Source organism: Haematobacter massiliensis, assembly GCF_000740795.1.
GTDB lineage: Bacteria > Pseudomonadota > Alphaproteobacteria > Rhodobacterales > Rhodobacteraceae > Haematobacter > Haematobacter massiliensis.
Window position 1 is genome coordinate 99,260 of the sequence record NZ_JGYG01000003.1, and the last position, 17,764, is coordinate 117,023.

The window sequence follows — 17,764 nt, forward strand, 5'->3', positions numbered from 1 at the left end:
CAAAGCGATCCGGCCAGAGATCAGCCAGAGATGAGGCGACGCGACAACCTCCGTCCCGCGTGACATCCCGATGGCTCCCGCCGGCATATCGATCCCGGCGGCTTGAGCACGAGCCGCGGCCTCAATACGTCCTGAGTATCGTCGGGATCGCTTTCTGCGACCAGGTTTGGCCGCCTGGCGATGATTTTGCCGCGGGGCCTTGCCCCCCAAGCACGCCAGCCGTGTTCCAACCACGCGAAAGAACCGCCGCGTCAGCGGCAATAGGCGCTGCCGTTGCGACGAACGGCAGTGTCGAAATGCAGGTGGTCCTCATGATAACCGTCGGATCCGGGGCCGAGCGTTGTCCCGAAGATCCCGCAGGCATTCCGGTGGGCGGCCTTCAGAATCCGCCCCGCCTGCCCCCTGCCCCAGTCCCGTTCGACATTGAGCGCCTCACCGTTCGCCAGTACCACTGCTGCCACATCCACCGCCTTGCCGCGTCCGTGTTCTGAGATCTTGCCGCCCGCCAGATTGTTGCGCGGACGGCAGGCATAGGTTCCGGCGATCTGAAGCGATTTCACCCCGCCCCCCTGCCGCCCGACCGCGGGCTTCAACGCCGTCCTCACCCACTGGTCAAGGGCGATCGCCGTCGGGCAATCCACCATCGCGGGCTGACTGAGCCGGACACCATCGACAGCCGTGATCTCCACCGCGTCGGGAATCCCGCAGCCGCTGATGCGAGAGGTAACGGGTGCAATCCGCCGTCCGGTGAGCTTTGGAACCCCGCAGAGGCCGGACCCTTGCCGGGACGTCACCCCGGGTGCGGCCGGCGCGATGAAGGAGACATTCTGCACCAGCGGCGCGGACGACCGCATGCCCTTCGCCGCGATCTGCGGCGGGCGGGGCATGGGGCGGAGCAGCGCGTCCGGCAGCGCCATCCCTTCGTCCGCCACAACGGCTTTCCCCTGCGACGCGGCGAGCCCTCCGGGGCGGGGCAGCGGGCGCGCGGCGGAAAGAGCGGCGACCGGCCCAGGCATTGCCGGGGCACCCAAAGTAGCAGGGCGCATCTTCGGCGCATCCGACCGGAGCGGCCCCGCATCTGCGGCGCCCGCCAGCGCTACACCAGTAAGACAGAGCCAGAGGGCGAGCGCACGCCGCCCCTTCACTCAGTCGCCCGCCTTCGTGCGCCCGAAGTCGGGTGCGGCCGTATCCTGACCCGCCTCGATGATGCCACGGCGAATGGCACGCGTGCGGGTGAAATAGTCGAAGAGCATCTGGCCGTCCCCCATCCTGATCGCGCGTTGCAGCGCGAAAAGCTCCTCCGTGAACCGCCCGAGGATCTCCAGCGTGGCCTCCCGGTTGGTGAGGAAGACATCGCGCCACATCGTCGGATCGGAAGCGGCAATGCGTGTGAAGTCTCGAAAGCCCGCCGCAGAGAAATTGATTACCTCGCTATCGGTGACCCTGCCAAGATCATCCGCGACGCCGACCATGGTATAGGCGATAAGATGCGGAGTGTGGGAGGTGACGGCGAGGACGAGATCATGGTGCTCCGCATCCATCGTCTCCACATTCGCGCCCATGCCGCGGCAGAGCGCCTCAAGCCGCTCCAGCGCCGCGTCCGATCCGCCGGGCAGCGGGACCAGGATCCACCAGCGATTGCGGAACAGCTCGGCGAAACCGGAGCGGGGGCCGGAATGCTCCGTCCCGGCAAGCGGGTGGCCGGGGATGAAATCCACCCCCTCCGGCACGAAGGGCGCGACGGCGTCAATCACCGCCTGCTTGACAGAGCCGACATCGGTCAGCGTGGCGCCTGGCTTCAGATGCGGGCCGATCTCCCGCGCCACATCGCCCATGCCGCCCACGGGAATGCAGAGCACGACGAGATCCGCATCCTCCACAGCTTCCGCCGCCGTTTCCGTCACCCGGTCGCAAATGCCGATCTCCAGCGCCGTGGCCCGCGTTTCCGCGCTACGGGCATAGCCGACAATCTCCCCCGCGAGGCCCGCCCTCCGTATGGCATGGGCCATGGAGGAGGCGATGAGCCCAAGCCCGATCAGCGCCACCCGCTCATAAAGCACCGCCATCAGACCGCTCCGCTGTCGCGCGCCTTGAACTGGCCGACCGCATGCGCCACGCGGCGACAGGACGCCTCGTCCCCGACGGTGATCCGCAGGCAGTTGGGCAGGCCATAGCCCGCCACACGCCGCACGATCAGACCCTGGGACTGCAGATAGGTGTCACAGGCCTGTGCCTCCGCCTCATCCGCGAAACGCGCAAGGATGAAATTCGCCGTCGAAATGTCCGATGGAACGCCCTTCTCCGCCAGGGAAGCCGCGAGCCATGTCCGCAGGCGGGCGTTCTCCGTCCGGCAGCGGGTGACGTAATCCTGATCGCGGACCGCCGCCTCCGCCGTCTCCAGCTGCGCACTGGACAGGTTGAACGGCCCCCGGATGCGGTTGAGCACATCCACGATATCCTTTGGCCCGTAACCCCAGCCGATCCTCAGACCGCCAAGGCCGTAGATCTTTGAAAACGTCCGGGTCATGAAGACATTGGACATCCGCGTCGCCAACTCCGCACCCGCATCATAGCCTTCGACATATTCGGCATAGGCGCCGTCGAGCACCAGAATGGCGCCCCCCGGCAGCCCGGAAGCCAGCCTTTCCAGTTCCGGCAGACCGACCATCGTTCCCGTGGGGTTGTTCGGATTGGCAAGATAGACAAGCCGCGTCCGCTCCGTACAGGCGGCAAGGATCGCATCCACGTCGGTCGTCCGCTCCCGCTCGCTCACTGCAACAGGCGTACCGCCTGCGGCCAGTGTGGACGTCCGGTAGAGCAGGAAGCCGTGTTCGGTGAACACCACCTCGTCCCCCGGCCCGACATAGGCCTGCGCAAGCAGGTTCAGGATCTCGTCCGACCCCACGCCACAGATGATCCGCGACGGGTCCAGCCCATGCACCTCCCCGATCGCCTGACGGAGCGCCGCATGATCCGTAGACGGATAGCGGTGCAGCTTGAGCACAGCGCGGGAGAAGGCATCCTTGGCCCGATCGGAAGGGCCAAAGGGATTTTCGTTCGACGAGAGCTTGATCGCATCCGTCTGACCTGCGACATGCGATGCCCCGCCCTCATAGAGAGCGATCTCCATGATACCGGGTTGCGGGCGGATGTCGGACATGGGGCACCTCTCGCCAGAATTGCGCACAGGTCTTAAACGCGCGACCCTCTCTCCGCCAGCGACAAGTTGGCTGATGTGGCACGCCAGCATCGCCCTCCGCGCGCTGCGGAGAGACCCGGTCTGCAGAACTCCCCTCCAGGCATCGGAGAACTTCATGTGCTACGGGGGCGCGGCGGCTTCACGTCGGGGCCAGCAGTCAGCCCGCTCGCCTCCCCAAAGTTAAAGCAAAGCGCGCCGAAGCCCTGCCGGAACGCACAAGCACCGCCGGTCTCCCCCGCGTCCCCGATGTCGCCGCAGCGAACGTCGGGCGCCAGGAGCATCACCACAGAACCCGCGTCGCAAAAAGTGGTGACAGTATGGTGTCGGGTAGCCCGACCCACGCTGTCCTGATCAAGAAAGCGGTCCCGCATGGGAGGGACCGCAGCCCCACCGGGCAAATGCGTGCCGTGGACTGCCGACCTCCGATCATCAGGTGCCGGATGGGCAGCTACTCTTCCCGCGCAGGCTGGGGAATGACCGTTCGCGATGGTCTGCACGTTACCCGCCCTCAGCCGACGCCTGCGCGGCCGATCTCCAGTTGATAGACATACCGCGCCTATGCCGTCCGCTCTTTCACGTGTTTTCCCGAGAGGGAGCACGGCTCGCCCGCGGCCACTCACCCCCGCGCTCTTCCGCGCCCTGGCCCTGTTACTCCGGGATGATTGGTCTGACACCAACCGCGGACACGGCGCAGACACTCGTGCCGATCGCGTCACCGCCACCGGCAGGTATGTGCGTGATCGGGAGGCAATGCACGCAGGCCGTCACGCGAGCTAGATGCATTTTCGGCGCAGGCTCGCGTCTTGCGGTGCCCATGTCCACACTGACGCCGCGGCGCGATCTGGGGGCAGATCGCCTCCTTGCACATCCCTCGGTCACGCGGGCTGAACGTCATTGAAATCACTTTGATCTAGATAGGTATGGCACACCCCTCGGTCACGCGGGCTGAACCCTTTCCCCCGGCGGATCATCCAGCGGTCCGAGCGCCTCGCTGCCGCCCGCCGTGAGAGCGTGTGTCTTCGTCAATCCCCGACGAGCGTGGCCAGCCGGCGGAGCGCCAGCAGATACCCCTCCGTCCCGCAACCCGCGATGACCCCGTCCGCCCGGAGCGAGACATAGGAATGGTGCCGGAAGCTCTCTCGCTTGTGGACGTTGGAGATATGCACCTCCATCACCGGCCCCTCGAAGGCATTCAGCGCGTCGAGAATCGCCACGGATGTATGGGTATAGGCCGCGGGATTTATCACGATGCCCACCGCTTCCTCCCGCGCCGCGTGGATCAGTTCCACAAGCTCCCCTTCGTGGTTGGACTGACGGAAGACGACAGAAAATCCAAGCGAATGCGCCAGCTTCCCGCAGGCGGCCTCCACATCGGCGAGCGTTTCGCGCCCGTAGATATCCGGCTGACGGCGACCAAGCAGGTTGAGGTTCGGGCCATTGATAATATGGATGGTTTTCATGAAACAGCTCCCTTCGGCTCCCTGCTTACCCCATCTCCCGGCCTGCGTCAGCGGTATGACGCCGGCGCAGAAAAGGAGTGGTCAAACGGGATCCGGACGGCCTCCTTCACGCGGGGCAGTCGCGGGGCAATCAAGCGCCGGATGTCGCAGGAGCGACAGCGGTTGCGTGCAAGGAGCATCGCGCCCTTGACCCTTCGCGCGTGCTGGAGAAGATGACCCATGTTCCCGTTTCGCGATCACAACCCCGCCTCCCGTCAGCCGGTCGTCACCTGGCTGTTGATTGCGCTCAACGTCGCGGTATTCGTGATGATGTTGCCGCTGATGGCGGATCCCGCGGGGCTTGCCGCCTTCTACGACCGCTGGGGGCTGGTCCCCGCTCGGTTCATGGCGGGGGAGAGGCTGGAAACCGCCCTGACATCCATGTTCCTTCACGGAGGCTTCCTCCACCTGCTCGGCAATATGCTGTTTCTCTATGTCTTCGGTGACAATCTGGAGGATCGGATGGGGCGGCTGCCGTTTCTGGCATTCTACATCGCCTCCGGTCTCGGGGCGGGAGCGTTGCAGATCGCGGCAGGGCCGACATCTTTCGTGCCGATGGTCGGCGCCTCAGGAGCCATCGCCGGGGTGATGGGCGGCTATCTCCTGCTGTTTCCAAAGGCAAAGGTCGATCTGCTCGTCATCTTTTTCTTCTTCATACGGATCATCACGCTGCCTGCCTCCATCGTCTTGGCCTACTGGTTCCTGATCCAGATCATTGCCGGAGCCTTCACCCCGGAGGCGGATGCCGGGGTCGCGCATTGGGCGCATGTCGGGGGATTTGCGGTAGGAGGTCTGCTCGCGGTGCCGCTCTGGCTCCGGCTCGGCGGACCGGAGTTCTGGCGGGCGACGCACGGTACTCCCCCGCATCCGGCGGCGGCGACCAGCATCCGGCGGACGCACGTTCCGGTGATCCGCCGACGCCGCTGAGCCTCCGCCCGGCCAGGGGGGTTGGAGCGACCCGCCGCCATGCCTACCTTGAAAGCAACCGCACGTCGCGGATCACCGGAGGACCCATGACAGATACCAGACAAAAACCCCTCCCCGTGCAGAAGACCGAGGCCGAATGGCGGGCACAGCTTTCCGATCTCGCCTATCGCGTCACACGGGAGCAGGCGACGGAGCGCCCCTTCAGCCATGATGCCTTCCCGCAGGGGGCCGCAATCTATCGCTGCGTCGGATGCGGGACGGAACTCTTCGATCAGGCGGAGAAGTTCGACAGCCACTGCGGCTGGCCCGCCTTTACCGCTCCTGCGGAGGGCGCCCCCGTAGGTGAGAGCGTGGACCGGAGCCACGGCATGGTGCGCGTGGAGGTGCACTGCGACAACTGCGGCGCGCATCTGGGCCACGTGTTCCCCGACGGACCGGGACCGACGGGGCTGCGGTACTGCATCAACGGCGTGGCTCTGGTCCACGAACCGAAGGAGTGAAGCCCACACCCTGAACCGAGCGCCGGCAAGGTCGCGCCAGGCGGCGCGATCTTAACGGTCTTCAGGCAGTATCTGATCGAGGCTCGGCGTGCCGAGGTTGCGCAGGAGCTGCGTGACGAAGCTGACGTTCGAGATGCCGGATTCGGTCACACGGCGCGACAGGACGACGACATTGCCGTCCCGCAGGCCGAATCGCTCGATATTCGCCACGTGACCGCTCGGAGAAAAGGAAATCGCCAGAACCTGGCGGTCCACATTCTCCGGTGCCAGCGCGCCATAGTTGCGGAAGCGATCCTGCACGAAATACCAGGCGGAATCGCCCATCACCCCGTGCGTGCTCGGCTGCCCTATGGATTGAGAGACCGTTTCGCGTGTATCGACACCGACGCGCACCTGCTCCAGCTCATGCTCCGTCGGAACATAGCCATGGTCACGATAGACGGGGCTGCAGGCCACCAGGAACGGTAGGACGAGGCAGGGAATGCTCCGCCACGCCAGATACCGGAGCTTGACCATTCCGTCCCCTTGTCTTTTGCTTCCAAGCGTCCCCATGGCTTACAGAAGGTCACGCTCTGGTTCAAGGAAGGAAGATATACCCTTCTCCGGGTGCAGCAATGCGGCGCTTGCGCCTGCCGTTGCTTCGCCTATCTGGAGAGATGAACTGCGGCGGGAATGCCGCATCCTGCCACCGCCCGCCACGGGCCTCGAGATCGCCGGAGCGCCCATGCCCCTGTCCTTTTCCCATCCGATCCGCGTCAGCAGCCTCGGTCCGCGCAAGCCCACACGGTTTGATCTCAAGCCGGATGGGGAAGAGCTTGCCGACCTCACCGCCGCCGTTGGCGCCTCCAGCCTCTCGGGGGTGCATTTCGAGGGTGAGATTCGCCCCCTTGGCCGGGAGGACTGGGTGCTCGAAGGCCGTCTGACAGCGGAAATCGTTCAGCCCTGCATCGTGACGCTCGACCCCGTCACCACCCATGTCAGCGAAGATGTAGAGCGGCGCTATCTTGCCAATCCGCCGGAACCAGCGGCGGAAGAGGCCGAGATCCCCGAGGATACCGATATGGAACCGCTCGGCTCCGCCATCGACCCCGGCGCGGTGATGGCCGAGGCGCTGGCCCTTGCCATGCCGCTCTATCCCCGCGCGGATGGCGTGGAGATCGGGGAACAGGTGTTTACCGAGCCGGGTCTGCCGCCGATGCGCGACGGCGATGTCAAACCCTTTGCCTCTCTTGCGGAACTGCGTGAAAAGCTGGCAAAGAAGGACTGAACCGCTGGATCTCCGCCGCAGCGGAACCAGAAAGGGCTTGCGCCCACCGCGAATCCGGCTATGTTCCCGGCCTCGTTTAACCGCTGGCTGCCACGCTCCCGGAAGGAAGAGGGCGGCTGGCTCATGTGCTATCAAAAGGGGCCTGTCCCCCAGAGTCGAGGTTGTGACATGGCTGTCCCTCAGAATCGCGTTACCCGCTCCCGTCGCAACATGCGCCGTGCGCATGACGCGCTCGTCGCCGCCAATCCGAACGACTGCCCGAACTGTGGCGAACTGAAGCGTCCGCATCACGTTTGCCCGTCCTGCGGCCACTACCACGAACGTGAAGTGGTTGCTGCCGGTCAGGACGTCGATCTGGACGAAGACGCGGCATAAGTCGCAGTCGGGATTCGGCAGAAAGCCACCACGAGTTACGGACCGCATGGAGCCCCAGACGGACACCACACGCATCGTCATCTCCGTCGATGCGATGGGCGGTGATCGCGGCCCTTCGGCGGTCGTCGATGGCATCGTGGAGAGCGCTGAAAAAAACCCGGATGTCTCGTTCCTCATTCACGGGAACGAAGCGGAGTTGAAAAAGCTCGTAGCGCGTCGCAAGCCTCTTGCGACGCGCTGCGAGATTCGTGCGACCGAACGGGTTGTCACGATGGATGAGAAGCCCTCCTACGTGATGCGGAACGGTGCGGGCACCTCCATGTGGTCCGCCGTGGACAGCGTACGCAACGGCGAAGCCGCGGCAGCCGTCTCCTGCGGCAATACGGGCGCGCTCATGGCAGTCTCCATGCTGCGGCTCAGAAAGCTGCCCGGCGTGAACCGCCCCGCGATCGCCAGCGCCTGGCCCTCACGAAATGCCCACGAGTTCAACGTGATGCTCGACATGGGTGCCGATGTGCGCGCCGATGCCGAGGATCTGGTGCAGTTCGCCGTCATGGGTGCCTCCTATGCGCGCAACGCGCTCGGCCTGGCGGAACCCCGCGTCGGCCTGCTGAACGTGGGCACGGAGGAGAACAAGGGCCGGGCGGAGCTGAAGGCCGCGCATGAGCTGATGCCCGCGGCAGCCGGTATCAGCAATTTCGCCTATATCGGTTTCGTCGAAGGCAACGACATTCTGGGTGACAGGGCCGATGTGATCGTCACGGACGGGTTCACCGGCAATGTCGCGCTCAAGACTGCGGAAGGCACCGCCAAGCTGGTGGCTGATTCGTTGCGCGAGGCCTTTCAGAAATCCCCGCTCTCCCGCATGGCCGCGCTGCTCGCAATGCCGTCACTCAAGCGATTCTCCCGTCGGATGGATCCGCGCCGGTCGAACGGCGGGGTCTTTCTCGGGCTGAACGGGATGGTGGTGAAGTCGCATGGCTCCGCCGATGCGACGGCGATGGCCGCGGCCATCAACCTCGCCATCCGGCTCGCCCGCGCGGGGTTTCAGGACCGCCTCGCCTCCCGCGTCGCCACGGCGCTCGCCACTCTCCAAACCGGCACGACCGCCGGATCCACCAACAGCGGAGCCACCGAATGACGAGACGTGCCGCCGTCCGGGGCGTAGGGCATTACCTGCCCGCCCGGATCGTCCCGAATGCAGAGTTCGAGGCGACGCTCGAAACCTCCGACGAATGGATCCGCAGCCGCTCCGGCATCGAACGCCGGCATTTCGCTGCGGAGGGGGAGGCGACATCCAGCATGGCCGCAGAGGCCGCGCGGGCGGCGCTCGCCGATGCGGGCCTGCAGCCGGGTGACATCGACGCGATCATCGTCGCGACCTCTACCCCAGATCTGACCTTCCCCTCCGTCGCCACCATGGTGCAGGACCGGCTCGGCATGACGACGGGCTTTGCCTATGACGTGCAGGCTGTCTGCGCGGGCTTCGTCTTCGCGCTCGCCAATGCGAACGGGATGATCCTGTCCGGTCAGGCGGAGCGCGTGCTGGTTATCGGGGCGGAGACGTTCAGCCGCATCCTCGACTGGAACGACCGGGGCACCTGCGTGCTCTTCGGCGACGGCGCGGGCGCGCTGGTGCTGGAAGCCACGACCGGCAACGGCCTGCCCAGCGACCGCGGCATCCTGTCGGTCGATCTGCATTCGGACGGGCGCTACCGCGACATTCTCTACGTGGATGGCGGCGTCGCCACCACGGGGACGGCGGGTGTGCTGAAGATGCAGGGCAAGGAAGTCTTCCGCCAGGCGGTGGAAAAGCTCGCTGAAACCGCCCATGCCGCGCTCGCCAAGGCGGGGCTGGAGGCGCAGGACGTGGACTGGATCGTGCCGCATCAGGCGAACCTGCGCATCATCAAGGCGACGGCGCAGCGCATGGGCCTGCCGATGGACAAGGTTGTGGTCACCGTGCAGGATCACGGCAACACCTCCGCCGCCTCCATTCCGCTCGCCCTCTCGGTCGGCAAGGCGAAGGGTCAGATCAAGCGCGGCGATCTCGTCGTCACCGAGGCGATCGGCGGGGGCCTGGCCTGGGGGTCGGTCGTCATCCGCTGGTGACCGGCATGTTGACTTGGCCCGCTTAATCCCTGACAGTCATATGGATTTCCAGTGATCTGTTGCGAGGATAGACCATGAGCCAAGGCACTCTCACACGCATGGATCTGAGCGAGGCCGTCTTCCGCGAGGTCGGCCTGTCTCGGAACGAGTCCGCCGCCCTCGTCGAGAGCGTGCTTCAGCACATGTCAGATGCGCTGGTGGCGGGCGAGCAGGTGAAGATCTCCTCCTTCGGCACCTTCTCCGTGCGGGACAAGTCCGCGCGCGTCGGCCGCAACCCGAAGACAGGCGATGAAGTGCCGATCCTGCCGCGCCGGGTGATGACCTTCCGGCCCTCCCACATCATGAAGGATCGGGTCGCTGCCGGAAACCGGGGCTGATCTTGGCGATCGGGGTCGAGAAATCACCGGAGGCATTCCGCACGATCAGCGAGGTCTCCGACGAGCTTGGGGTGCCCGCCCACGTGCTGCGTTTCTGGGAAAGCCGCTTCACCCAGATCAAGCCGGTGAAGCGGGCGGGCGGGCGGCGCTACTACCGACCGGAGGACCTGGTCCTCATCGCCGGGATTCAGCGGCTTCTGCATGAAGAGGGGCTGACCATCCGTGGCGTGCAGAAAATTCTGCGCGAACGCGGCATTCAGCATGTCATCGCGATCGGTCTGGGGGAGGAAATGGGCACGGCTTATGACGCGCCCCTCCGCCCCACGGCGATGGTCCGCACCCTCCGCCCACGGGCGGCGCGGGAGCCTTCGCCGATTCCCGATCCGATCCCTGAGCCCGGCCCAGCCCCCGAGCCGGAACCTGAGCCCGATCCCGCCCCCGGGCCGGACCTGCCGGTCGCCGCCGGCAAAGCCGGTCGCGTCATTGACGCGCCGCAGGCGGCAACGGGTCTCTGGCTGGACACGCATGCGCTGCTGACCCGGTTGCGCAGGCTGCCAGCAGCGGCCCTGCCCCAGGCGGCGCCGCTGCAGTCGCGCCTCCTCGCGCTTCGCGACAGGATGCGGGAGGCGGGGTAATCGCCTCCGCGGGCCGCGCCTCTCATCCTGCAAGCCCTGTGACTTTTGCATGCCAAACCTGCGCTTTGCCGCTTGCCCCTGCCGGCAAAGTCGGTATGTATGCGCCCGTCGGGCCGTGGCGCAGTCTGGTTAGCGCGTCCGTCTGGGGGGCGGAAGGTCGCGAGTTCGAATCTCGCCGGCCCGACCATTGAATTCCGCAGAAGATTGGGGATGACCGGGGTGCATGACGTGACATTGCCCACCGGAGTTCTCCCCGACCACACGATCTCCCGGATGATTGCCGATGGCGTGATCTCTTCCGGGACACCCATCCTATCCGCTCAGATACAACCTGCGAGCCTTGATCTGCGCCTGTCCGGCACGGCCTATCGCGTGCGCGCCTCGTTCCTTGCGGGGCGGGGGCGGACGGTGAAGGACCGGATCGCCGAATTCGGCATGCATGAAATCGACCTCCGCCCCGGTGCGGTGCTGGAGAAGGGCTGCGTCTATCTGGTGCCCCTGGGGGAGCGCCTCGCCCTTCCCGACGGGATCGCCGCCGTCGCGAACGCCAAAAGCTCCACTGGCCGGCTTGACCTGCTTACCCGCACGATCACCGATGGCGGGACGGAATTCGACCGGGTTGCCCCGGGCTATAACGGGCCGCTTTACGCGGAAATCTGTCCCCGCTCCTTCTCCGTTCTCGTGCGGCCCGGCATGCGTCTGAACCAGATCCGATTCAAACGCGGCAATGCCGTGCTGACCGATGCGGAACTTGCCGCGCTCCATGCGAAAAGCGCTCTTGTCGCGGAGGGCGATCCGGTGATCGACCAGGGCCTCGGCTTCTCCGTGGATCTGAAGCCCGCCAGCGGCACGCTGGTCGGCTACCGCGCCAAACCCCATGCCGGGTTGATCGACCTCGACCGGATCGGCGGCTATGACCCCGCCGATTTCTGGGAGGAACTGCACAGCACGGACGGGCGGCTGATCCTTGATCCGGGCGCGTTCTACATCCTCGTCAGCCGGGAGGCCGTGCATATCCCGCCCGATTGCGCCGCCGAGATGGCCCCCTACCTTGCGATGGTAGGGGAGTTCCGCGTGCATTACGCTGGCTTCTTCGATCCGGGCTTCGGCCATGCGGAGGCGGGCGGTGCCGGTTCCCGCGGTGTGCTGGAGGTGCGCTGCCACGAGGCGCCTTTCGTTCTGGAACACGGTCAGATCGTCGGGCGGCTGGTCTATGAGCGGATGGCGGCAAGGCCGGACAGGCTCTATGGCGCGGGCATCGCCTCCAACTATCAGGGACAGGGGCTGAAACTCGCCAAGCATTTCCGCTGACGTTTTACGCAGCGGAACGCTTCTCGCCGGGTTGCGCCGTCCATTTCCGCCAATATGTCGGAGGCAGAAACGAACCGGAGCGGTCTGGGAGCGGCGGTGCGGGTCAGTTGACCTTGCGCCTTGCCGTGATATGTCCCGACCAAGCAAAGGATTGCCCGATGAACATATTCAACACCATTCGCGCCCTTGTCGTCGACAGTCTCGGAGATCTGGCCGCAGAAGGCGTTCTGCCCGCCGGGCTGGACACCTCCGCCGTTACGGTGGAGCCCCCGCGCGACCCCGCCCACGGCGATCTGGCGACGAATGCCGGCATGGTACTGGCCAAGCCCGCCAATATGAAACCCCGCGAGATCGCCGAGGCGCTGGCGGCGAAGCTTACGGTCGACCCCCGCATCGCCGCTGCCGAAGTCGCTGGTCCGGGCTTTCTGAACCTGCGGGTGCACCCTTGGGTCTGGGACACGGTGGTCCGCGGCGCGGTGACGGACGGCGCGGATTTCGGCCGCTCCACACTCGGCAACGGCAAGAAGGTCAACGTGGAGTTCGTCTCCGCCAACCCGACGGGGCCGCTCCACGTCGGACATACGCGGGGCGCAGTGTTCGGGGATGCGCTTTCGCGTCTGCTGGATTTCGCGGGCTACGATGTCACGCGCGAATACTACATCAACGACGGGGGCGCGCAGGTCGATGTGCTGGCGCGCTCCGCCTATGAGCGTTACCGGGAGGCCAATGGCCTTGACCCGGAGATCCGCGAGGGGCTCTATCCCGGCGATTACCTGATCCCGGTGGGAGAGGCGTTGAAGGCGAAGTACGGCACCTCGCTGCTGGACAAGCCCGAAGCCGAATGGCTGGACGAAGTGCGCGACTTCGCCACCGATGAGATGATGAAGATGATCCGGGAGGATCTGGCGCTTCTTGGCATCGAGATGGACGTGTTCTTCTCCGAAAAGTCGCTCTATGGCACGGGACGGATCGAAAGCGCGCTGGAGCGGCTGCAGTCGGAGGGCCTGATCTACAAGGGCGTGCTGGAGCCGCCGAAGGGCAAGACGCCCGACGACTGGGAACCGCGGGAGCAGACGCTGTTCCGCTCCACTGCCTATGGCGACGATGTGGACCGGCCGATCCGCAAGTCCGACGGCGCCTGGACCTATTTTGCCCCCGATATCGCCTATCATTGGGACAAGATCTCCCGCGGCTTCGACATGCTGATCGACGTGTTCGGCGCGGATCACGGCGGTTATGTGAAGCGGATGAAGGCCGCTGTCGCCGCGCTTTCCGCCAACAAGGTGGAATTCGACATCAAGCTCACCCAGCTCGTGAAGCTGTTCAAGAACGGCGAGCCGTTCAAGATGTCCAAGCGCGCCGGCACCTTCGTGACCCTGCGCGATGTGGTGGATCAGGTCGGCCCTGACGTGACGCGCTTCGTGATGCTCACGCGCAAGAACGATGCGCCGCTGGATTTCGACTTCGACAAGGTGCTGGAGCAATCCAAGGACAACCCGGTCTTCTACGTCCAATACGCCAATGCACGGGTGAATTCCGTGCTGCGCAAGGCGGGAGAGATGGGCATCAATGTGGATGATGTGACGCTCGCCGATACCGATCTCGCCCCGAACCGCCATCCGGCGGAGACGGAGCTGGCGCGGAAGATCGCCGAATGGCCGCGTCTGGTGGAGATTGCGGCCCGCAACAACGAGCCGCACCGGATCGCCTTCTATCTCTACGAGCTGGCTTCCGAACTGCATGCCTTCTGGAACAAGGGCAATGATGAGCCGACGCTCCGCTTCGTGCAGGAGGATGACGTCAACGCGACGCAGGCGAAAATCGCCCTTGCGCGGGCCGTATCCGTTGTCATTTCCGCGGGCCTTGGTATCCTTGGCGTCACGCCGGTCGAGGAAATGCGCTGAGAACAAGCGCGCCGCCGGCGCGGCGGGCAGCAGGACGCCTCCTTCCCCGTTGCGGGGAGGAGCGGCTCCGTCGGTATGAGAGGCGGAGCCATGGCAGATTACGAGTACCAGACGACGGAAGACCCCCCGCGGGAAGGGCGAGCGGCACGGCTACAGGGGATCGTCAATCTGGCGGGAACAGTCGTTTCCGTATCGCTGCTGATCGGCTTGGGCGTCTGGGGTTATCAGCTTACCATGCGGGATGTGACGGCTGTACCGGTCATCCGTGCGCTCGAAGGGCCGATGCGTATCGCGCCCGAGGAGCCGGGCGGACTGACCACCTCCTATCAGGGTCTTGCCGTGAATGCCGTCGCAGCGGAGGGGACGGCTGCCCCCCCGCCTGATCGTCTCGTCCTCGCGCCCCGTCCCGTGACGCTGGAGGAGGAGGATCGGCCCGCCGCCGCCCTGCAGGCCGAAGCCGTGCAGGAGAAGGTCGCCGCTGCCGTGGACAACACCGCAGTCGACAATGCCGTGGCGCAGGCCGTGGCTGCCCTTCCTGCCGATATCTTCGCCCCCGAAGAACCGGCGGAGGAGCCGCCTCAGCCCGCCTCGAATGCCCGCCTCTCCGCCGATCTGCGCCCCCTGCCGCGTCCGCCGCGCCGCACGACGGTGGCGCCGGTGGTGCAGCCCGTCGCCCAGCCGGTGGAGGCGTCGAGCCTCAAGACCGGCGATCAGCTTGTACAGCTCGGCGCCTTTGACGACGCCGCGACGGCGGAGCGGGAATGGGCGCGGCTGCAATCCAAGTTCGGCGCGCTGCTGCGCGCGCGGTCACGCGTCATCCAGCCTGCGGAAAGCGGCGGACGCACCTTCTATCGCCTGCGCGCCGCAGGTTTCGCCGACGATGCCGATGCCAGACGCTTCTGCACCGCCCTTCTGGCCGAACAGGCCGCCTGTATTCCCGTAACGGTACGCTGATGCCCGGAGCCACCATTCTGGGGTGCGAGGGATTCGCCCTCCTGCCCGACGAACGCCAGTTCTTTCGCGAGGCCGATCCCTGGGGCTTCATCCTTTTCGCCCGCAATATCGAAACGCCGGAGCAGATCCGCCGCCTGACCGACGATCTGCGCGATGCCGTGGGCCGGGAGGCACCGGTGCTCATCGACCAGGAGGGCGGTCGCGTGCAGCGCCTCCGCGCGCCGCACTGGGCCGAGTGGCTGCCCCCGCTGGAGCAGATGTCCCGCGCGGGCACGGATGCCGTGCGCTCCATGTGGCTCCGGTACCGCCTGATCGCCGCGGAACTGCGCGACGTGGGGATCGACGCGAACTGTGCCCCGCTTGCCGATATCGCGGGACCGGCCACGCATCCGTTCCTCCGCAATCGCTGCTATGGCGAGGATGTGACGACCGTCACCGCCGCCTCCCGCGCCGTGGCCGACGGGCTGCTGGAGGGCGGCGTCCTGCCCGTGCTGAAGCACATCCCCGGCCATGGCCGCGCAACGGTTGACAGCCACCTGTCGCTTCCCACCGTCACCGCGCCGCTGGAGGAGCTTGAGACAACCGATTTCGCCGTCTTCCGCGCGCTCAAGGATCTGCCGATGGCGATGACCGCGCATATCGTCTTCCCCGCGCTGGACGGGGAGCGCCCGGCGACCTGCTCGCCCATCGTGATGCAGACGATCCGGCAGGACATGGGGTTCTGCAATCTCATCATGTCGGACGACATCTCCATGCAGGCGCTGGCGGGCAGCCTGGAGGAACGGAGCCGTCTGGCCATCGCGGCGGGATGCGACGTGATCCTGCACTGCAACGGCAAGCGCGCTGAGATGGTGGAGGTTGTCACCGCCTCCGGCCGGATGGAGGGCATTACGGTGGAGCGCGGGGAGCGGGCGCTTGCCGCCCGCCACGCGCCCGATGCGGCCGATCGCCCCGCGCTCCGTGCGGAGCTTGACCGGCTGCTCGCGGAGCCGGTGAGTGGCTGAGACATCCGGGACAGGGCGGGCGGAGGAAGCCCCCGACACCGCCACGCCCGAGGCAGGGATCAGCCAAGCAGGCGACGCGGCATCCGCCCCCTCGCTTCCGGCACCTGATCCGGCAGAGGCACCCGGCGCACTTTCCACAGCCGCCCCGAAACACCCCTCCGCACGCGCCGCGATCCTTCTCGCGGGCAACTCCCGCGTTCAGCTGGCCACCGCCGCTGCATCGGCCGCCTCCGACACGGCCGGTTCGGTTGCGGAACGGCGCGCGGCAGAGGCGCTGATCGTCGATGTGGAAGGGTTCGAAGGCCCGCTCGACTTGCTCCTCTCCCTCTCCCGCAGCCAGAAGGTGGACCTGCGCCGCATCTCCGTGCTGCAACTGGCGGAGCAGTATCTCGCCTTCGTAGAGGAGGCGCGCGCGCTTCGCATCGAACTCGCCGCAGATTATCTGGTGATGGCCGCGTGGCTCGCCTACCTGAAGTCCCGCCTGCTGCTGCCGCCCGATCCGGAGGCGGAGGGCCCCTCGGGGGAGGATATGGCGGCGCATCTGGCCTTTCAGCTCGAGCGGCTTCAGGCGATGCGGGAGGCGGCGGAACGCCTGATGGCCCGGCCCCGCGTCGGCATGGACATGTTCCCGCGCGGGCGGTCCGAACCCGTCGTCGCTGCGCGCACGACGCGCTACACGGCGACGCTGGCGGATATCATGCAGGCCTATGCGCGGCTCCGCACCAAGGAGGAGTTCCGTCCCTATGCCTTCGACCGGGAGAACCTGTTTACCATGGAACAGGCGCTCGCCCGTCTCCGCGACATGATCGGTTTTGGCGGAAGCTGGATGGATCTCAGCCGCTACCTCCCCGACGGCTGGCTGGACGATCCGGGCCGCCGCCGCTCCGCCACCGCGGCGACCTTTGCCGCGACGCTGGAACTCGCGCGGCAGGGGCGGCTGGAAATCCGGCAGGGCAGCACCTTCGCACCCATCCAGATCCGCGCGCTCGGCGAGGGGCGCGCATGACCGGGCTGTTCCCGCCGCCCGCGATGGAGGAGCAGGAGCGGATGGTGGAGGCCATGCTCTTTGCCTCTGCCGACCCGCTTACCACCCGCGCGCTGGCGGAGCGGATGCCGGAAGGCTGCGATCCGGCGGAAGCCGTCATGCGTCTCGCCCGCCGATACGAAGGCCGGGGTGTGGAACTCCGCCGTGCGGGCGAGGGCTGGGCCTTCCGCACCGCGCCGGACCTCTCCGGCCTGTTCCGGGACGAGGTGGTGGAAACGCGCCGCCTGTCCCGCGCCGCGGTGGAGACGCTGGCGATCATCGCCTATCACCAACCCGTCACCCGCACGGAGATCGAGGAAATCCGTGGCGTCGCCCTGTCGCGCGGCACGCTGGACCAGTTGTTCGAGCTGGCGTGGATCCGCTTCGGGCGTCGCAGGCTGACCCCGGGCCGTCCCGTGACCTTCATGGTGACGGAGACGTTTCTGGACCACTTCTCCCTCGCCTCCGCCCGTGACCTGCCCGGTCTGGCGGAACTGCGGGCGGCGGGGCTGCTCGACAACCGCGTCCCCCTCGACCGTGCGGATGCCCCCGACAGGGCGGAGGAGCAGCCGGAGCCGGAGGATGAGGATCGCCCAGCCACCCTGGACGACCTGTTCGGCGCCTGACGGGGGGCGCCCGACGCCGAAGGTGAAGAATGGCGGCCGGCAGCACCTGT

At 66.4% G+C, this 17,764-nt stretch carries 19 protein-coding genes and 1 tRNA gene; 15 read left to right on the forward strand and 5 right to left on the reverse strand.

Going from position 1 to position 17,764, the window contains the following annotated elements; all coding sequences use genetic code 11:
• Positions 1-251: 251 nt before the first annotated feature.
• From CN97_RS20145 to aroQ, 4 genes are all read right to left on the reverse strand, one after another.
• The gene (locus tag CN97_RS20145) at positions 252-1,145 is read right to left on the reverse strand and encodes an extensin-like domain-containing protein (protein WP_035708681.1); all 894 of its coding nucleotides are present in this window, start codon (positions 1,143-1,145) and stop codon (positions 252-254) included.
• On the reverse strand, positions 1,146-2,066 hold the full coding sequence (locus CN97_RS06175) for a prephenate/arogenate dehydrogenase family protein (protein WP_035708683.1): 921 nt from the start codon (positions 2,064-2,066) through the stop codon (positions 1,146-1,148).
• Positions 2,066-3,160 (reverse strand): histidinol-phosphate transaminase, encoded by a 1,095-nt coding sequence (hisC, locus tag CN97_RS06180; protein WP_035708684.1) that lies wholly within the window; start codon positions 3,158-3,160, stop codon positions 2,066-2,068. The genes CN97_RS06175 and hisC overlap by 1 nt, the downstream gene beginning before the upstream one ends.
• Before the next feature lie 1,061 nt (positions 3,161-4,221).
• Positions 4,222-4,659: a type II 3-dehydroquinate dehydratase gene (gene aroQ / locus CN97_RS06185; protein ID WP_035708685.1), complete on the reverse strand. Its 438-nt coding sequence runs from the start codon at positions 4,657-4,659 to the stop codon at positions 4,222-4,224.
• Between the two features lie 219 nt (positions 4,660-4,878).
• Between aroQ and CN97_RS06190 the strand changes: the two genes are divergently transcribed.
• Positions 4,879-5,625: a rhomboid family intramembrane serine protease gene (locus CN97_RS06190; RefSeq protein WP_035708687.1), complete on the forward strand. Its 747-nt coding sequence runs from the start codon at positions 4,879-4,881 to the stop codon at positions 5,623-5,625.
• Positions 5,626-5,711: 86 nt separating this feature from the next.
• Positions 5,712-6,125 carry a peptide-methionine (R)-S-oxide reductase MsrB gene (gene msrB / locus CN97_RS06195; RefSeq protein ID WP_035708688.1) on the forward strand — a complete coding sequence of 138 codons (414 nt, stop codon included), beginning with the start codon at positions 5,712-5,714 and terminating at the stop codon, positions 6,123-6,125.
• 51 nt (positions 6,126-6,176) lie between these two features.
• On the opposite strand, the gene CN97_RS06200 is transcribed toward msrB, so the two are convergent.
• Positions 6,177-6,641 carry an outer membrane protein assembly factor BamE gene (locus CN97_RS06200; protein ID WP_051911006.1) on the reverse strand — a complete coding sequence of 155 codons (465 nt, stop codon included), beginning with the start codon at positions 6,639-6,641 and terminating at the stop codon, positions 6,177-6,179.
• A gap of 208 nt (positions 6,642-6,849) precedes the next feature.
• Between CN97_RS06200 and CN97_RS06205 the strand changes: the two genes are divergently transcribed.
• From CN97_RS06205 to scpB, 13 genes are all read left to right on the forward strand, one after another.
• Positions 6,850-7,392: a YceD family protein gene (locus tag CN97_RS06205; protein WP_088217318.1), complete on the forward strand. Its 543-nt coding sequence runs from the start codon at positions 6,850-6,852 to the stop codon at positions 7,390-7,392.
• Between the two features lie 168 nt (positions 7,393-7,560).
• Positions 7,561-7,767, forward strand: a complete 207-nt coding sequence (gene rpmF, locus CN97_RS20150) for a 50S ribosomal protein L32 (protein WP_084684014.1) — start codon at positions 7,561-7,563, stop codon at positions 7,765-7,767.
• Positions 7,768-7,813: 46 nt separating this feature from the next.
• Positions 7,814-8,908, forward strand: a complete 1,095-nt coding sequence (plsX, locus tag CN97_RS06210) for a phosphate acyltransferase PlsX (RefSeq protein ID WP_051911007.1) — start codon at positions 7,814-7,816, stop codon at positions 8,906-8,908.
• Positions 8,905-9,879 carry a beta-ketoacyl-ACP synthase III gene (locus CN97_RS06215; RefSeq protein WP_035708690.1) on the forward strand — a complete coding sequence of 325 codons (975 nt, stop codon included), beginning with the start codon at positions 8,905-8,907 and terminating at the stop codon, positions 9,877-9,879. The genes plsX and CN97_RS06215 overlap by 4 nt, the downstream gene beginning before the upstream one ends.
• Positions 9,880-9,953: 74 nt before the next feature.
• Positions 9,954-10,256: an integration host factor subunit alpha gene (gene ihfA, locus CN97_RS06220; protein WP_035708692.1), complete on the forward strand. Its 303-nt coding sequence runs from the start codon at positions 9,954-9,956 to the stop codon at positions 10,254-10,256.
• Positions 10,257-10,258: 2 nt separating this feature from the next.
• Positions 10,259-10,891, forward strand: coding sequence for a MerR family transcriptional regulator (locus CN97_RS20155; RefSeq protein WP_407059729.1), 633 nt, complete (start codon positions 10,259-10,261; stop codon positions 10,889-10,891).
• A 109-nt stretch (positions 10,892-11,000) separates the two neighbouring features.
• Positions 11,001-11,078: transfer RNA gene (locus tag CN97_RS06230), tRNA-Pro, on the forward strand.
• A 23-nt stretch (positions 11,079-11,101) separates the two neighbouring features.
• Positions 11,102-12,202, forward strand: coding sequence for a 2'-deoxycytidine 5'-triphosphate deaminase (locus tag CN97_RS06235; protein WP_035708693.1), 1,101 nt, complete (start codon positions 11,102-11,104; stop codon positions 12,200-12,202).
• A gap of 158 nt (positions 12,203-12,360) precedes the next feature.
• On the forward strand, positions 12,361-14,106 hold the full coding sequence (argS, locus tag CN97_RS06240; RefSeq protein ID WP_035708695.1) for an arginine--tRNA ligase: 1,746 nt from the start codon (positions 12,361-12,363) through the stop codon (positions 14,104-14,106).
• A gap of 90 nt (positions 14,107-14,196) precedes the next feature.
• Positions 14,197-15,060 carry an SPOR domain-containing protein gene (locus CN97_RS06245; RefSeq protein WP_035708698.1) on the forward strand — a complete coding sequence of 288 codons (864 nt, stop codon included), beginning with the start codon at positions 14,197-14,199 and terminating at the stop codon, positions 15,058-15,060.
• Positions 15,060-16,064 carry a beta-N-acetylhexosaminidase gene (gene nagZ / locus CN97_RS06250; protein ID WP_035708701.1) on the forward strand — a complete coding sequence of 335 codons (1,005 nt, stop codon included), beginning with the start codon at positions 15,060-15,062 and terminating at the stop codon, positions 16,062-16,064. Before CN97_RS06245 ends, nagZ begins: the two co-directional genes overlap by 1 nt.
• Before the next feature lie 202 nt (positions 16,065-16,266).
• Positions 16,267-17,070 (forward strand): segregation and condensation protein A, encoded by an 804-nt coding sequence (locus CN97_RS06255; RefSeq protein WP_035709483.1) that lies wholly within the window; start codon positions 16,267-16,269, stop codon positions 17,068-17,070.
• Positions 17,067-17,714 carry an SMC-Scp complex subunit ScpB gene (gene scpB / locus CN97_RS06260; RefSeq protein WP_035708703.1) on the forward strand — a complete coding sequence of 216 codons (648 nt, stop codon included), beginning with the start codon at positions 17,067-17,069 and terminating at the stop codon, positions 17,712-17,714. The genes CN97_RS06255 and scpB overlap by 4 nt, the downstream gene beginning before the upstream one ends.
• The last annotated feature ends 50 nt before the right edge of the window (positions 17,715-17,764 follow it).

What these genes read in the sequence shown, in the direction of transcription:
- CN97_RS06175 (WP_035708683.1), bottom strand. Translation starts at nt 2,066, where the DNA reads ATGGCGGTGCTTTATGAGCGGGTGGCGCTGATCGGGCTTGGGCTCATC.
- hisC (WP_035708684.1), bottom strand. Translation starts at nt 3,160, where the DNA reads ATGTCCGACATCCGCCCGCAACCCGGTATCATGGAGATCGCTCTCTAT.
- aroQ (WP_035708685.1), bottom strand. Translation starts at nt 4,659, where the DNA reads ATGAAAACCATCCATATTATCAATGGCCCGAACCTCAACCTGCTTGGT.
- CN97_RS06190 (WP_035708687.1), top strand. Translation starts at nt 4,879, where the DNA reads ATGTTCCCGTTTCGCGATCACAACCCCGCCTCCCGTCAGCCGGTCGTC.
- msrB (WP_035708688.1), top strand. Translation starts at nt 5,712, where the DNA reads ATGACAGATACCAGACAAAAACCCCTCCCCGTGCAGAAGACCGAGGCC.
- CN97_RS06200 (WP_051911006.1), bottom strand. Translation starts at nt 6,641, where the DNA reads ATGGTCAAGCTCCGGTATCTGGCGTGGCGGAGCATTCCCTGCCTCGTC.
- CN97_RS06205 (WP_088217318.1), top strand. Translation starts at nt 6,850, where the DNA reads ATGCCCCTGTCCTTTTCCCATCCGATCCGCGTCAGCAGCCTCGGTCCG.
- rpmF (WP_084684014.1), top strand. Translation starts at nt 7,561, where the DNA reads ATGGCTGTCCCTCAGAATCGCGTTACCCGCTCCCGTCGCAACATGCGC.
- plsX (WP_051911007.1), top strand. Translation starts at nt 7,814, where the DNA reads ATGGAGCCCCAGACGGACACCACACGCATCGTCATCTCCGTCGATGCG.
- CN97_RS06215 (WP_035708690.1), top strand. Translation starts at nt 8,905, where the DNA reads ATGACGAGACGTGCCGCCGTCCGGGGCGTAGGGCATTACCTGCCCGCC.
- ihfA (WP_035708692.1), top strand. Translation starts at nt 9,954, where the DNA reads ATGAGCCAAGGCACTCTCACACGCATGGATCTGAGCGAGGCCGTCTTC.
- CN97_RS06235 (WP_035708693.1), top strand. Translation starts at nt 11,102, where the DNA reads ATGACCGGGGTGCATGACGTGACATTGCCCACCGGAGTTCTCCCCGAC.
- argS (WP_035708695.1), top strand. Translation starts at nt 12,361, where the DNA reads ATGAACATATTCAACACCATTCGCGCCCTTGTCGTCGACAGTCTCGGA.
- CN97_RS06245 (WP_035708698.1), top strand. Translation starts at nt 14,197, where the DNA reads ATGGCAGATTACGAGTACCAGACGACGGAAGACCCCCCGCGGGAAGGG.
- nagZ (WP_035708701.1), top strand. Translation starts at nt 15,060, where the DNA reads ATGCCCGGAGCCACCATTCTGGGGTGCGAGGGATTCGCCCTCCTGCCC.
- scpB (WP_035708703.1), top strand. Translation starts at nt 17,067, where the DNA reads ATGACCGGGCTGTTCCCGCCGCCCGCGATGGAGGAGCAGGAGCGGATG.